A 13,964-nucleotide genomic window follows, 5' to 3' on the forward strand; every position below is an offset into this window, starting at 1 on the left:
GCGCGGCTGACGTGGCACGACGCGAGGGCCGCACCCCCCTTCCGGGGGTGCGGCCCTCGTTCACTGCCGTGCCGTGCCGCTTACTTGCGGATCAGGCTCCGCAGCACGTACTGCATGATGCCGCCGTTGCGGTAGTAGTCCGCCTCGCCGGGGGTGTCGATGCGGACCACCGCGTCGAACTCCACACCGGTGTCGGTGGTGACCTTGACCGTGCGCGGCGTGGTGCCGTTGTTGAGCTCCTCGACGCCGGTGAAGGAGAAGGTCTCCTCACCGGTCAGGCCGAGGGTCTCGGCGGACTGGCCCTCCGGGAACTGGAGCGGCAGGACGCCCATGCCGATGAGGTTCGAGCGGTGGATGCGCTCGTACGACTCGGTGATGACGGCCTTGACGCCGAGGAGCGCGGTGCCCTTGGCGGCCCAGTCGCGGGACGAGCCGGAGCCGTACTCCTTGCCGCCCAGGATGACGAGCGGGGTGCCCTGCTCGATGTAGTTGCGCGAGGCGTCGTAGATGAACGAGACCGGCGCGTCCTGCTGGGTGAAGTCGCGGGTGTAGCCGCCCTCGGTGCCCGGCGCGAGCTGGTTGCGCAGGCGGATGTTGGCGAACGTGCCGCGGATCATGACCTCGTGGTTGCCACGGCGCGAGCCGTAGGAGTTGAAGTCGCGGCGCTCGACGCCGTGCTCCGTGAGGTACTGGCCGGCCGGGGTGTCGGCCTTGATGGCGCCGGCGGGCGAGATGTGGTCCGTCGTCACCGAGTCGCCGAGCTTGGCGAGGACGCGGGCGCCCGTGATGTCGGAGACCGGGACCGGCTCCATCGCCATGCCCTCGAAGTACGGGGGCTTGCGGACGTAGGTGGACTCGGTGTCCCACTCGAAGGTGTTGCCGGTCGGGATCGGCAGCGCCTGCCACTGGGCGTCACCGGCGAAGACGTCGGAGTAGGACTTGTTGAACATGTCCTCGCCGATGGCGTTCGCGACGACGTCGTTGACCTCGGCCTCGGTCGGCCAGATGTCGGCCAGGTGGACGGGCTTGCCGTCCTGGTCGACGCCGAGCGCGTCCTTGGTGATGTCGACCTTCATCGAACCGGCGAGGGCGTACGCGACGACCAGCGGCGGGGACGCCAGGTAGTTCATCTTGACGTCGGGGTTGATCCGGCCCTCGAAGTTCCGGTTGCCGGAGAGCACCGAGGTGACGGCCAGGTCGTGGTCGTTGACCGCCTTGGAAACCTCCTCCGGCAGCGGGCCGGAGTTGCCGATGCAGGTGGTGCAGCCGTAGCCGACGAGGTTGAAGCCGACCTTGTCGAGGTACGGCGTCAGACCGGCCTTGTCGAAGTAGTCGGTGACGACCTTCGAGCCCGGGGCGAGGGTGGTCTTGACCCACGGCTTGCGGGTCAGGCCCTTCTCGACGGCCTTCTTCGCGACGAGCGCGGCGGCGACCATCACGTACGGGTTCGAGGTGTTGGTGCAGGAGGTGATCGCGGCGACGGTGACGGCGCCGTGGTCGAGCTGGTACGTCGTGCCGTCGGGGGCGGTCACGGTGACCGGGTTCGACGGGACGCCGTTGGAGACGGCCGGGGCGTCGGAGGCCGGGAAGGACTCCTTGCCCGCCTCGGAGTCGTCGGAGACGTAGTTGCGCACGTCCTGGGCGAACTGCTGGGCGGCGTTCGCGAGGACGATGCGGTCCTGCGGGCGCTTCGGGCCGGCGATGGAGGGGACGACCGTGGCCAGGTCGAGCTCCAGCTTCTCGGAGAAGTCGGGCTCGGCGGCCGGGTCGAGCCAGAGGCCCTGCTCCTTGGCGTACGCCTCGACGAGCGCGACCTGCTGCTCGGAGCGGCCGGTCAGCTTCAGGTAGTTCAGCGTCTCGCCGTCGATCGGGAAGATCGCGGCGGTGGAGCCGAACTCCGGCGACATGTTGCCGATGGTGGCGCGGTTCGCGAGCGAGGTGGCGGCGACGCCCTCGCCGTAGAACTCGACGAACTTGCCGACGACGCCGTGCTTGCGCAGCATCTCGGTGATCGTGAGCACCAGGTCGGTGGCGGTGGTGCCCGGCTTGAGCTCACCGGTCAGCTTGAAGCCGACGACGCGCGGGATGAGCATGGAGACCGGCTGGCCGAGCATCGCGGCCTCGGCCTCGATGCCGCCGACGCCCCAGCCCAGCACGCCCAGGCCGTTGACCATGGTGGTGTGGGAGTCGGTGCCGACGAGGGTGTCGGGGTATGCCTGGCCGCCTCGGACCATGACCGTGCGCGCCAGGTGCTCGATGTTGACCTGGTGGACGATGCCGGTGCCGGGCGGGACGACCTTGAACTCGTCGAAGGCGGTCTGGCCCCAGCGCAGGAACTGGTAGCGCTCCTTGTTGCGGCCGTACTCCAGCTCCACGTTCTGGCCGAACGCGTCCTTGGTGCCGAACTTGTCGGCGATGACGGAGTGGTCGATGACCAGCTCGGCCGGCGCCAGCGGGTTGATCTTCGCCGGGTCGCCGCCCAGCTCCTTCACGGCCTCGCGCATGGTCGCGAGGTCCACGACGCACGGCACCCCGGTGAAGTCCTGCATGATCACGCGGGCCGGCGTGAACTGGATCTCCTGGCTGGGCTGTGCCTGGGAGTCCCAGTTGCCGAGCGCACGGATGTGGTCGGCGGTGATGTTGGCGCCGTCCTCCGTGCGGAGCAGGTTCTCCAGCAGCACCTTGAGGCTGTAGGGGAGGCGGGCGGCGCCCTCCACCTTGTCCAGCCTGAAGATCTCGTACGACTCGTCGCCCACCTGCAGCGTGCTACGGGCGTCGAAGCTGTTCGCCGACACGACAGTCTCCTTCAATGAATTCGCGCGTACCACCGCAATCCTGCCGTCACAGGTTCGTTGCCGATCAGCTAAGGTAAACCTAAGTTAGGTACGCCTTACTAGCGCGGCAGCGGTACGCCTCTCGGCAGATATCTCGATGTCGAGATAACTCTAATACATCACCGCTTCCGGGTCATGCCCCGACGGCGGCCACACCACCACCTTCCTGCCGACCGATCGACACGGCGACACGCCCGAATCCCCCTCCGCGTCATTCATCCCTCGCACCCCCTTTGCATGACCATGCGCGAGGATGCATACTCTTCCTATGTCTAAGGTCCTCACCTCCCTTCCCGCCGGCGAGCGCGTCGGCATCGCCTTCTCGGGCGGCCTCGACACCTCCGTCGCGGTCGCGTGGATGCGCGACAAGGGCGCCGTCCCGTGCACCTACACCGCCGACATCGGCCAGTACGACGAGCCCGACATCGCCTCGGTGCCCGGTCGCGCGAAGACCTACGGCGCCGAGATCGCCCGCCTCGTCGACTGCCGCGCGGCACTGGTCGAGGAGGGCCTGGCCGCACTCACCTGCGGGGCGTTCCACATCCGCTCGGGCGGGCGGGCGTACTTCAACACCACCCCGCTGGGCCGCGCCGTCACGGGCACGCTCCTGGTCCGGGCGATGATGGAGGACAACGTCCAGATCTGGGGCGACGGCTCCACCTTCAAGGGCAACGACATCGAGCGGTTCTACCGCTACGGCCTGCTCGCCAACCCGAACCTGCGGATCTACAAGCCCTGGCTCGACGCGGACTTCGTGACCGAACTCGGCGGCCGCAAGGAGATGTCGGAGTGGCTGGTCGCCCACGACCTGCCCTACCGCGACAGCACGGAGAAGGCGTACTCCACCGACGCCAACATCTGGGGCGCCACCCACGAGGCGAAGACCCTGGAGCACCTGGACACCGGCGTGGAGACGGTGGAGCCGATCATGGGCGTGCGGTTCTGGGACCCCGAGGTCGAGATCCTCACCGAGGACGTCACCATCGGCTTCGACCAGGGCCGCCCGGTCACCGTCAACGGCAAGGAGTACGCCTCCCCCGTCGACCTGGTGATGGAGGCCAACGCCATCGGCGGTCGGCACGGCATGGGCATGTCCGACCAGATCGAGAACCGGATCATCGAGGCCAAGAGTCGCGGCATCTACGAGGCGCCCGGCATGGCGCTGCTGCACGCCGCCTACGAGCGGCTGGTCAACGCGATCCACAACGAGGACACGCTCGCCCAATACCACAACGAGGGCCGGCGGCTCGGCCGACTGATGTACGAGGGCCGGTGGCTGGACCCGCAGGCGCTGATGGTGCGCGAGTCCCTGCAGCGCTGGGTGGGCGCGGCCATCACCGGCGAGGTCACCCTGCGGCTGCGGCGCGGCGAGGACTACTCGATCCTCGACACCACGGGCCCGGCGTTCAGCTACCACCCGGACAAGCTGTCCATGGAGCGGACCGAGGACTCGGCGTTCGGCCCGGTGGACCGGATCGGCCAGCTCACCATGCGCAACCTCGACATCGCCGACTCGCGCGCCAAGCTGGAGCAGTACGCCGGCCTCGGCCTGATCGGCACCACCAGCCCCGCGGTCGGCGCCGCCCAGGCCGCCGCGACCGGACTGATCGGCAGCATGCCGGAGGGCGGCGCCGAGGCCATCGCCTCCCGCGGCGAGGTCTCCGGTGACGACGAGATGCTGGACCGCGCCGCGATGGAGTTCGGCACGGACTGACCCGCCCACGCCGGGCGGCCGATACGGCCCCCGCCACGCACCACCGGCAGCGGCCGGCCCGGCGCCCCACGGCGCCGCGCCGGCCGCTCGCCGTTCTCCCGGACGGCCCCCCCCGAACCGGCATCCCGCACGGGCGACGCCTGCCGAAGCGTCAGGCGGCAGAAGCGCGCGGCCGTCGCGGGGGCGGGCGGCCGTCACGGGGCGGGCGGCTCAACCGTCCCCGTACGCGGCCAGCGTCCGGTCGATCGCCGGGCCCAGGAAGGCCCGGGTGAGTTCGGCGCGCCGGGCCGGCCAGTGCGCGCGGTCGGCCGGCGACGCCCCGGCCGCGGTCGGACCCGGTGCGGTGGCCGGCGGGCCGTAGCGCCGGTGCCGGAGGTCGGCGAGGAGCGGCGCCGGCGCACCCATTCCGGCCAGGACGGACAGCGCCTCGCCCTTGGTGATCAGGCTGCCGTCCCGCAACGTCACCGTCGCCCGGGCCAGGGTCAGCAACCCGAGGTCCACCCAGACGTCGCGCAGCCAGTACGCGGGGTGCTCCAGTGCGGGCCGCCAGAACCCGCGCAGGTCGGCGAGGACGAAGGCGGCCAGTTGGGCGTCGGTCACCGGGGGCAGCACGGCGGCCGGGCCGTCGCCGTACCGGACCAGACCGAAGACGTGGAGTTCGCGGCGGGTGACCGGGGTGAGCGGCCGGTGGAGCAACTCCTCGTGTGCCCAACCGAGATGGCAGCGCGTCGGATCGTCGAGCGCGGCGACGTCGGGGTAGGCGCAGTGCACCGCCCGGGCCGCCGGACCGCCGGTGGCGGCGAGCCGACGGTGCAGACCGGTCAGTTCCGCCTCCTCCTGCGCCGTGGCGGGACGTGCGAGGACCGCGACCAGGTCGAGGTCGCTGCGGCCCTCCTGGTAGTCACCGCCGGCCAGTGAGCCGTGCGCCCACAACGCCCGCAGCGGCACACGGTCTTGAAGGCCCGTCAGGAACGTGCGGAGCAGCGCCGCGGTGACCGGCGGCACCGGTTCCCGCACGTCGGTCGCCGCCCGCATGGCCGCCCCCTGTCCCGTCCGCCGCGGGCGGACGTCCCGGATCCGATCCCCTGCCACCTGCCCGGACCCCGGCGACCTCAACCGCCCTGCCGCGCCCGGGCGTACGGCACCCGCCGTCCCGCGCGGGACGGGCGACCGCCGGGCCCGACCGGAGGACCGACGACCGCCGCGTCGGCACGGCCGGGCCGCGTCATCCGCCTTCCAGCCCCACCCGGACCACCCGCACGATCTCCTCGTCGGTCAGGCCCAGGTGACGGGCCTCGGAGATGAGACGTTCGGCGGCCTCGCCGAGCCGGGCCCGAGCCGGTGCGGCGGCGCCGGTGACCACCGCACCGCGGCCGCGCCGGAGTTCGATCAGCCCCTCCTCCTTCAGCCGCTGGTAACCGCGCAGCACGGTGTGGACGTTGACGCCGAGGGAGGCGGCGAGCGCCCGGGCGGCGGGCAGGCGTTCGCCGGCCGGGACCGACCCGTCGGCGATGGCGCCGCGGACCGAGGCGGCGATCTGGTCGCCGAGCGGGACGGACGAGCCCGGGTCGACGCGGAAGAGCATCTCAGTCCCCCTCTGTGGAGCGCTGGCGATCGAGATAGGTGGTGAGCAGCGCGGCGGCGGTCGCCGCGTCGTCGACCGTCACCACGAACTCCCGGCCGTTGGTGCGCCGCAGCACCAGGCCCTCACCGGAACGGAGCAGCAGACGGCTGCCGCCGGGCCGGATGCGGTACCCCCAGCCACCGTACTCGGCGAGCGGGGAGATCCGGCGGCTGGTCGCCTCGGCCACGCCCTCCAGCGGTATGCGGCGCAGCGGGACCGGGAACAGTACCGGGGTGAGGGTCAGCCCCCGCTTGTCGACGGTCACCCGCACGGAGCAGTGGACCGCGACCAGCAGCGCGCAGAGGAGCAGCGCGCCGCCGCCGAGCCACCCGGCGGACACCCCGAGGACGACCCCGACGCAGGCCGTCAACGCCGCCAGGGCGGCCATCGGCAGGGAGCTGATGGTGCGCGTCCAGCCGGCCCGGACGCCGGCGGGCAGGTCGAGGCGGCGCACCCGGCCGGGCTCCGGGCGGGGCCCTTCCGGGTCGGGACCGGCGAGCAGCCAGCCCAGTCCGGCGGCGAGCGCGCCCGCCCCCAACGACGCGGTCAGTTGCAACAGGGGCATGCGGACCGCGGCGGCATCGGCCGCGCCGGCGTTCCCCCACAGGATCGCGGCCGCCGGATAGCCCAGGACGACGGCCAAGAAGTAGCCCGTCGCGATGAGCAGGCGCCCGCTGCGCGCGGGCAGCGCTCGCCGCGACAGGGCGGCGGTGCCGGCGCCGGCGGCGAGCAGGACGGCCAGGGACCACCACAGCAGGCCCTGCGCCGACGCGTAGCCGTTGGGCCGGCCGTCGAGGCCGAAGTGGGTGGCGAGCCGCTCGGGCAGCCGGTCGGCGACGACGGCGTAGACGCCGCCGAGGCAGACGGTGACGAGAAGGAACGGTAAGGCGGCTATCCAGCCCCGCGGACGGACGGGCGCGGGCGGGGCCGAGGGTACGGATCGCATCATGGCAACCTCCAGTTGTTCGCATATTAGTAGAACAACTAGATGGACGGTATGGCGCGCCGCGTCAATCTCATATCTGAGATACGGTCACCCCATGGCAGACGACTACCTCGTACGCATCGGCAGGCTCATCCGTGACGCCCGGCAGCATCGTGGCTGGACGCAGACGCAGCTCGCCGAGGCGCTCGGCACCAGCCAGAGTGCGGTCAATCGGATCGAACGCGGCAACCAGAACATCAGCCTTGAGATGATCGCCCGCATCGGCGAAGCCCTGGACAGCGAAATCGTCTCGCTCGGATACGCCGGACCGATGCACCTGCGCGTGGTCGGCGGGCGCCGACTGTCCGGCAGCATCGACGTCAAGACGAGCAAGAACGCCTGCGTCGCGCTGCTGTGCGCGACCCTGCTCAACGCGGGCCGCACAACTCTGCGCCGGGTGGCCCGCATTGAGGAGGTCTACCGCATCCTGGAGGTGCTGGGCAGCATCGGCGTCCGCACCCGGTGGATCAACGACGGCAACGACCTGGAGATCGTGCCGCCGGCCCAACTCGACCTGGAATCGATGGACTTGGAGGCGGCCCGCCGCACCCGCAGCGTCATCATGTTCCTCGGCCCGCTGCTGCACCGGATCGACCGCTTCAAGCTGCCCTACGCGGGCGGCTGCGACCTCGGCACCCGGACCGTCACGCCGCACATGACCGCCCTGCGGCACTTCGGCCTGGAGATCACCGCGACCGACGGCACCTACCTCGCCGAGGTCGACCGGACCGTCGCCCCCAAGCGCGCGATCGTCCTGACCGAACGCGGCGACACCGTCACCGAGAACGCACTGCTGGCCGCCGCCCGGCACGACGGCGTCACGGTCATCCGCAACGCCTCGTCCAACTACATGGTCCAGGACCTGTGCTTCTACCTGGAGGAGTTGGGCGTCCGGGTCGACGGGATCGGCACCACCACCCTCACCGTGCACGGCGTGGCGAAGATCGACCGCGATGTGGACTTCGCACCGTCCGAGGACCCGGTCGAGGCGATGAGCCTGCTGGCCGCAGCCGTCGTCACCGAGTCGGAACTGACGATCCGCCGGGTCCCGGTGGAGTTCCTGGAGATCGAGCTGGCGGTCCTGGAGGAGATGGGCCTGGACCACGAGCGCGGCGCCGAGTACCCGGCCGACAACGGCCGCACCCGGCTCGTCGACCTGACCGTCCGCCCCTCCAAACTCCAGGCCCCCCTGGACAAGATCCACCCGATGCCCTTCCCGGGCCTCAACATCGACAACGTCCCCTTCTTCGCGGCCATCGCGGCCACCGCCCAGGGCCAGACCCTCATCCACGACTGGGTCTACGACAACCGCGCCATCTACCTCACCGACCTCACCCGCCTCGGCGCCCAGGTCAAACTCCTCGACCCGCACCGCGTCCTGGTCGACGGCCCCACCCGCTGGCGCTCCGCGGAAATGATGTGCCCCCCGGCACTCCGCCCCGCCGTCGTCGTCCTCCTCGCCATGATGGCCGCCGAGGGCACCTCGGTCCTCCGCAACGTCTACGTCATCAACCGCGGCTACGAGGACCTCGCCGAACGCCTCAACTCGATCGGGGCCCAGATCGAGATTTTCCGGGACATCTGACATGAGAATGCCGCCGCACTCCGCCTGACCTGCTGTTTGGTAGGTCAGGGACGGGTGCGGCGGCATCTCTGGGACTTCTCTGGGACTTTGGGCCTGCGGCGGGCTACGAGCCACGCTCCACAGGCTCTGGCGACCGGCCGCGGCTAGATGAATGAGTCCGATGTTTGCGCTGGCCGCGACTATGGCGAAGGACGCCCGTTGGCTCGTGTGTGACTACCAGCCTGGACGCCCTTCTGGCGGCACTGTACGTGTTCATCGACGACCATGTGGCCCCGCGTCGCCGGATCGGGCGACCCCCGAAACCGACAGACGCCGAACTCCTGTGCATGGCTGTCGCCCAAGTCCTGCTCGGCTTCCCCTCGACCCGCCACTGGATCCGCTTCGCCCACGCCCGACTGGGCCACCTCTTCCGCTACCTACCCCAACAATCCGCCTACAACAAGCGCCTCAACGCCGCCGGCCCACTGATCTCGACCGTGATCCAGGCATTGGCCAGGCAGGTACCCACCCGGCACGACAACCTGCGGCTGATCGACTCCACCCCGCTACCGTGTGCCGCCTCCCGAGAGACCGTCAAACGTTCCGAGTTGGCCGGACACGCAGGCTACGGCTACTGCCGCAGCCATTCCCGCTTCTTCTGGGGGTTTCGGCCCTACCTGCTGACCACCGCCGAAGGCATGCCCGTCTCCTGGTGCCTGGCCAACCCGAGCCCGTCCGGCACGGCCGCCTCGCCCGTGTCCGCCAGTGGATCGAGGCCGTCTTCGACACCCTCAAGGCCAGCTCAGCCTGGAACAACAGGGGTTGCGGCGGATCAACTCGTCGTCGGCCGCCGTCCCCATGATGGCCTTGAGCAGCCGGTAGGACTTGGCGGTCGTCGTAGCGCCGGTCGTCTTGAGCCGCTCAGCCCGCCAAGTGCGGACGCCAGGCGGCGTGATCTCGTCCAGGTTCCTGGGGCCGAAGTGGGCAGGCTGTGCAGCCGCAGGAGTCTGCGGTACAGCTCATCCGTGGTGGCGGCGAGGCCGCGCTCTTGGACCATGTCAGGGCGTACGCCGCGAAGTTCACGGCGCCCGCATCCGGATCGACCCGGTCCTTGCGCTCGATGTCGGCCTGGGTCAGGGTGAGCCAGGTCTGCGCGTCGGTCTTGGTGTCGAAGGTTTTCGGGGCGGTCCGGCGGCTGCCGTCGGGCGCCCGGTAGCGGGCCTGCCAACGGCCCGAGGGGAGCTGCCGAACTGAGCCGAACTCGCGTCGGCGCTGGGGCCTGCGATCCGCCATCAGGCCGCCTTCCCGTAGTGGGACCGCGTGCGGCACGCAGGCTGGACCGTGTTGGCCTCGATGTACGCGACGAGCACGTTCTCGGCGATGCGGACGTGCCGGCCGACCTTGACGAAGGCGATGTTCTGGACCTGGCCGGCGGCCAGCAGGTCACCTGGGCCATCGACATGACCGGCGGTGAACCCGCCCTGCTGCCGGCCCTGCTCGTCGACCAATATCTATGCCCGCGGTCTAAGAATTTGATGGACCCCGCGAGGAGACTTTTTACCACCGCACATGGGGTGGAAATATTTAGCGCACACAAGCCACCGCAGCATGCTACTGTCGGTCTCGGTTGCAGTTTTGGTTCCCAAAATCTTCAAGCGTCTCCAGCCGGCCTCCGCGCCACTGAGGAGCGCTTTATATTTCCCGGCCATTCTCCGGGCGGGGCATCATTGCGGCGACACGGTGTCCGCACGGCGCGGATTCCGGTGTACTGCCCCAAGGAGATATGACATGGCCACTGGCACCGTGAAGTGGTTCAACGCGGCAAAGGGCTTCGGCTTCATCGAGCAGGACGGTGGCGGCGCCGACGTGTTCGCCCACTTCTCGAACATCGCAGCCGAAGGCTTCCGTGAGCTGTTCGAAGGCCAGAAGGTGACCTTCGACATCGCGCAGGGCCAGAAGGGCCCGACGGCCGAGAACATTGTTCCCACCTGACACTGACACGCATTTTGTAGCTGGGGCCCGCATCCCTCGGGGTGCGGACCCCGGCTACACGCATTTCCCCGCGGTGGTTTCTCCTGCGGGACGCAGGATTTCGGGTCGCGCCCTCCCCGCAGTCGCGCCCCTCGACCGCCGTCCTGGATTTCACATCCACCGGACGTCGCCTATTTCAGCGCCTGGGCCTGTACGGATTTCCCGTAGACCAGATGCGCTTTCGCATTCCATTCGGCCCGGTCTCGTAATTCCCAGCGCTGCTTTTCTGCTGCGGGAGTTCCTTGATGCGTGCCGTATCAAGGAAGGTTCTGAATGAACCCCGCACGTAGGAACGAGCGCTCCTCTCGCACCCGCAGCCGCACCGGCGGCCCCACTTTCGGCACGGGCGGCGCTGGTTCGCCTCGGGGCGGCCGCTTCGGCTCGTCCACGCCGAGCCGTTCCGGAAGCCCGAGCCGCTCGGGCGGCCGCGGCCGCCGGCCCGCCGCGGTCCAGGGCGAGTTCGCCCCACCCAAGACGATCACCCCCGCGCTGCCCGCGGTCGACGCCTTCGCCGACCTGGACATGCCCGGGGAACTGCTGGCCGCCCTCGGCGCGCAGGGCGTGACCGTGCCCTTCCCGATCCAGGGCGCCACCCTGCCCAACACCCTGGCCGGCCGTGACGTCCTCGGCCGCGGCCGCACCGGATCCGGCAAGACCCTCGCCTTCGGCCTCGCCCTGCTGGCACGCACCGCCGGGCAGCGCGCCGAGCCCCGCCAGCCGCTCGCTCTCGTACTCGTCCCCACCCGCGAGCTGGCCCAGCAGGTGACCGACGCCCTCACCCCGTACGCCCGCTCCGTGAAACTGCGTCTGACCACGGTCGTCGGCGGCATGTCGATCGGCAAGCAGGCCGGCGCGCTGCGCGGAGGCTCGGAGGTCGTCGTGGCCACGCCAGGCCGGTTGAAGGACCTCATCGACCGCGGTGACTGCCGGCTGAACCAGGTCGCAATCACCGTCCTCGACGAAGCCGACCAGATGGCCGACATGGGCTTCATGCCCCAGGTCACCGCCCTGCTCGACCAGGTACGCCCGGAAGGCCAGCGAATGCTCTTCTCCGCCACCCTGGACCGCAACGTCGACCTGCTGGTGCGTCGCTACCTGACCGACCCGGTCGTGCACTCCGTCGACCCGTCCGCCGGCGCGGTGACGACGATGGAGCACCACGTGCTGCACGTCCACGGCGCCGACAAGCAGCGGATGACGACGCAGATCGCGGCGCGCGAAGGCCGGGTCATGATGTTCCTGGACACCAAGCACGCCGTCGACCACCTGACCGAACACCTGCTCAGCAGCGGAGTACGAGCCGCCGCGCTGCACGGCGGGAAGTCCCAGCCCCAGCGCACCCGAACGCTCGCCCAGTTCAAGACCGGCCACGTCACCGTGCTGGTCGCGACCAACGTGGCGGCGCGCGGCATCCACGTCGACAACCTCGACCTCGTCGTCAACATCGACCCGCCGACCGACCACAAGGACTACCTCCACCGCGGCGGCCGCACCGCCCGCGCCGGCGAGTCCGGCAGCGTCGTCACCCTGGTCACCCCGAACCAGCGCCGTGACATGACCCGTCTGATGGCCACCGCCGGGATCACCCCGCAGACCACCCAGGTCCGCCCGGGCGAAGAGTCACTACACCGCATCACCGGCGCCCAGGACCCTTCCGGGATCCCGGTCACCATCACCGCACCCGTGACCGAGCGGCCCCGGCGCAGCAGCGCATCCCGCGGCCGACGCAGGCCCCTCCCGGCTACCCGGCGCATGAACGGGCGGCCGTCCTCCTTCGACGCGGCGGCCTGAGAACCACTTGATCAGGAAACTGACCCAGCTCTGCAGGAGGCACGTTGTGACGTTGATCCAGATGCAGGACCGCTCGGCACATGGCACCCCCGTGCACCGGATGGGGGTCGATGCCATGGAGTCGGACGTTCCGCAAGTCTGTGACGACATGACCGTCGAAGTGGCCTGGTCTGTCATGGCCGCCGCCCGCACGGGTCATCTGCTCGTCTGCGACGAGGACGACCTGTGCACCGGGGTGGTCACCCAGGCCCAGCTCGCCGCCGTCCATAAGGGCGACACGTACACGGACCGGCTCCGGCTGCGCGATGTCCTCGGCGAACGCGAGCCGTTCTCCTCCCCCCTGACCACGACGGTCGAGGCCGAGCACGTGATGCGCCATCGCCGGCCGGAGTCGGCCCTGCCCGTTGTCGACGAACAAGGCTGCCCTTCGGTCGTCCTCGCCCTCGCACGCTGAACCGCCTCACGACCGCAGTTCCGACGTGACCGTCCCCTCCCTCCTGTGAGGCATCATGCGCTGTGTCATCGCCCGTTTCCCGTTCGACCTGACCAAGAGCGGTGTCCTGGAATCGATGAAGGGCGTCAAGCCCGAGCAGGTCACCGGCGAGTCCGTGACCATCGGCCGCCGCACCTACCCCGCCAAGCAGGTCGGCCAGATCATCACCCGCCAGGACCGACGCGACTTCAGCGCCGGCGAAGTTCTCCGAGCCATGACGCAGCTCGGCTTCACCTGCCGCGTCCTGCCCAGGGCCACCGTGCCGACGCGCCCCCTCACCCCGCTCCAGCAGGCGTCCGCGATGCTCGGCGTACCGGTGACCGTCTGACCGCCTGAGCGATGGACACGGCACTGGCTGCCACCCGAGCAGCGAGGAGGGCCCGACCGGCACGTGCCGGTCGGGCCCTCCGGCGTTCCGACGGATCCTTCTCCACGTCGCTGGGTCAGTGGTCGGAGTAGCTGAAGTCCCCCATCGTCCAGGCGCTTACGTCGTCGATCGAGACGCGATACATCCCACCCGTCTCCGGGATCCCCACCGGTCCCTGAAGGATCCGGGCTTTGTGAAAGTGCAGATGTGTGGGCGGACCCTCCCGGCGCGTTGTGGTGGTGAAGATGGAGGCGAACTCGCCCAGGCGGGCAGAGTCCGTCAGGACCTCTGACACCCGCTGCCTCCACACGGCTTCGGGAGCCAGCCGGCCGGTGATGACAGCACCGCCGGTGACCACGGTCAGGGACATCTGGTTGCTCTGCCCCGACTCCACCAGGGCGGCGACGTCAGCGAGCAGCTCGTCAGGCTTCGGCATGAGAGCCGATTCTATTCACCGACCGTCCCACCCTCGCCAGCGGTCGCGCCGCTGGCGAGTAGGGCACTCCACGCCTCGCCGCCAGAGGCGCGCCGGGTGACCGCAGTCGCTCGGGCGAGGCGATG

General features: G+C 70.1%; 12 protein-coding genes and 1 pseudogene. 6 read left to right on the forward strand and 7 right to left on the reverse strand.

Annotation, left to right across the window (positions count from 1 at the left end; all coding sequences use genetic code 11):
* Positions 1–80: 80 nt before the first annotated feature.
* A complete protein-coding gene (gene acnA, locus ACLJT4_RS22630) occupies positions 81–2,795 on the reverse strand; it encodes an aconitate hydratase AcnA (RefSeq protein ID WP_411124558.1) in 2,715 nt (904 codons plus the stop codon).
* Between the two features lie 307 nt (positions 2,796–3,102).
* Here acnA and argG point away from each other — a divergent pair, with 307 nt between their 5' ends.
* Positions 3,103–4,548: an argininosuccinate synthase gene (argG, locus tag ACLJT4_RS22635; protein WP_411124560.1), complete on the forward strand. Its 1,446-nt coding sequence runs from the start codon at positions 3,103–3,105 to the stop codon at positions 4,546–4,548.
* 210 nt (positions 4,549–4,758) lie between these two features.
* Here the strand turns inward: argG and ACLJT4_RS22640 are convergent, their stop codons facing one another.
* The 3 genes from ACLJT4_RS22640 to ACLJT4_RS22650 form a co-directional block, all read right to left on the reverse strand.
* Entirely contained in the window at positions 4,759–5,583 is an 825-nt protein-coding gene (locus ACLJT4_RS22640) for a nucleotidyltransferase domain-containing protein (RefSeq protein ID WP_411124562.1), read from the reverse strand.
* Between the two features lie 190 nt (positions 5,584–5,773).
* Complete coding sequence (locus ACLJT4_RS22645) at positions 5,774–6,133, reverse strand: GntR family transcriptional regulator (protein WP_275462519.1); 360 nt, start codon at positions 6,131–6,133, stop codon at positions 5,774–5,776.
* Position 6,134: 1 nt separating this feature from the next.
* Entirely contained in the window at positions 6,135–7,121 is a 987-nt protein-coding gene (locus tag ACLJT4_RS22650; RefSeq protein WP_411124564.1) for a DUF1648 domain-containing protein, read from the reverse strand.
* Positions 7,122–7,212: 91 nt separating this feature from the next.
* On the opposite strand from ACLJT4_RS22650, the gene ACLJT4_RS22655 reads away from it, so the two are divergent.
* Positions 7,213–8,742 carry a helix-turn-helix domain-containing protein gene (locus tag ACLJT4_RS22655; RefSeq protein ID WP_411124566.1) on the forward strand — a complete coding sequence of 510 codons (1,530 nt, stop codon included), beginning with the start codon at positions 7,213–7,215 and terminating at the stop codon, positions 8,740–8,742.
* Between the two features lie 794 nt (positions 8,743–9,536).
* Here the strand turns inward: ACLJT4_RS22655 and ACLJT4_RS22660 are convergent.
* Positions 9,537–10,014: pseudogene (locus tag ACLJT4_RS22660) on the reverse strand (site-specific integrase); the annotation flags it as partial.
* Positions 10,014–10,229: a DNA-binding protein gene (locus ACLJT4_RS22665; protein WP_411124568.1), complete on the reverse strand. Its 216-nt coding sequence runs from the start codon at positions 10,227–10,229 to the stop codon at positions 10,014–10,016. The pseudogene ACLJT4_RS22660 and the gene ACLJT4_RS22665, both read right to left, overlap by 1 nt.
* Positions 10,230–10,509: 280 nt before the next feature.
* On the opposite strand from ACLJT4_RS22665, the gene ACLJT4_RS22670 reads away from it, so the two are divergent.
* The 4 genes from ACLJT4_RS22670 to ACLJT4_RS22685 all read left to right on the forward strand — a co-directional run bounded on the left by ACLJT4_RS22670 (position 10,510) and on the right by ACLJT4_RS22685 (position 13,364).
* On the forward strand, positions 10,510–10,713 hold the full coding sequence (locus tag ACLJT4_RS22670; RefSeq protein WP_411124570.1) for a cold-shock protein: 204 nt from the start codon (positions 10,510–10,512) through the stop codon (positions 10,711–10,713).
* Positions 10,714–11,025: 312 nt separating this feature from the next.
* Positions 11,026–12,543 (forward strand): DEAD/DEAH box helicase, encoded by a 1,518-nt coding sequence (locus tag ACLJT4_RS22675; RefSeq protein WP_411124572.1) that lies wholly within the window; start codon positions 11,026–11,028, stop codon positions 12,541–12,543.
* Between the two features lie 46 nt (positions 12,544–12,589).
* Positions 12,590–12,997 carry a CBS domain-containing protein gene (locus ACLJT4_RS22680; protein WP_411124574.1) on the forward strand — a complete coding sequence of 136 codons (408 nt, stop codon included), beginning with the start codon at positions 12,590–12,592 and terminating at the stop codon, positions 12,995–12,997.
* 55 nt (positions 12,998–13,052) lie between these two features.
* The gene (locus ACLJT4_RS22685) at positions 13,053–13,364 is read left to right on the forward strand and encodes an SCO5918 family protein (protein ID WP_411124576.1); all 312 of its coding nucleotides are present in this window, start codon (positions 13,053–13,055) and stop codon (positions 13,362–13,364) included.
* 115 nt (positions 13,365–13,479) lie between these two features.
* Here the strand turns inward: ACLJT4_RS22685 and ACLJT4_RS22690 are convergent, their stop codons facing one another.
* A complete protein-coding gene (locus ACLJT4_RS22690) occupies positions 13,480–13,839 on the reverse strand; it encodes a hypothetical protein (RefSeq protein ID WP_411124578.1) in 360 nt (119 codons plus the stop codon).
* Positions 13,840–13,964: the final 125 nt, after the last annotated feature.

The sequence above is a fragment of the Streptomyces sp. x-19 genome (assembly GCF_046549115.1).
Classification (GTDB): Bacteria; Actinomycetota; Actinomycetes; order Streptomycetales; family Streptomycetaceae; genus Streptomyces; species Streptomyces albulus_C.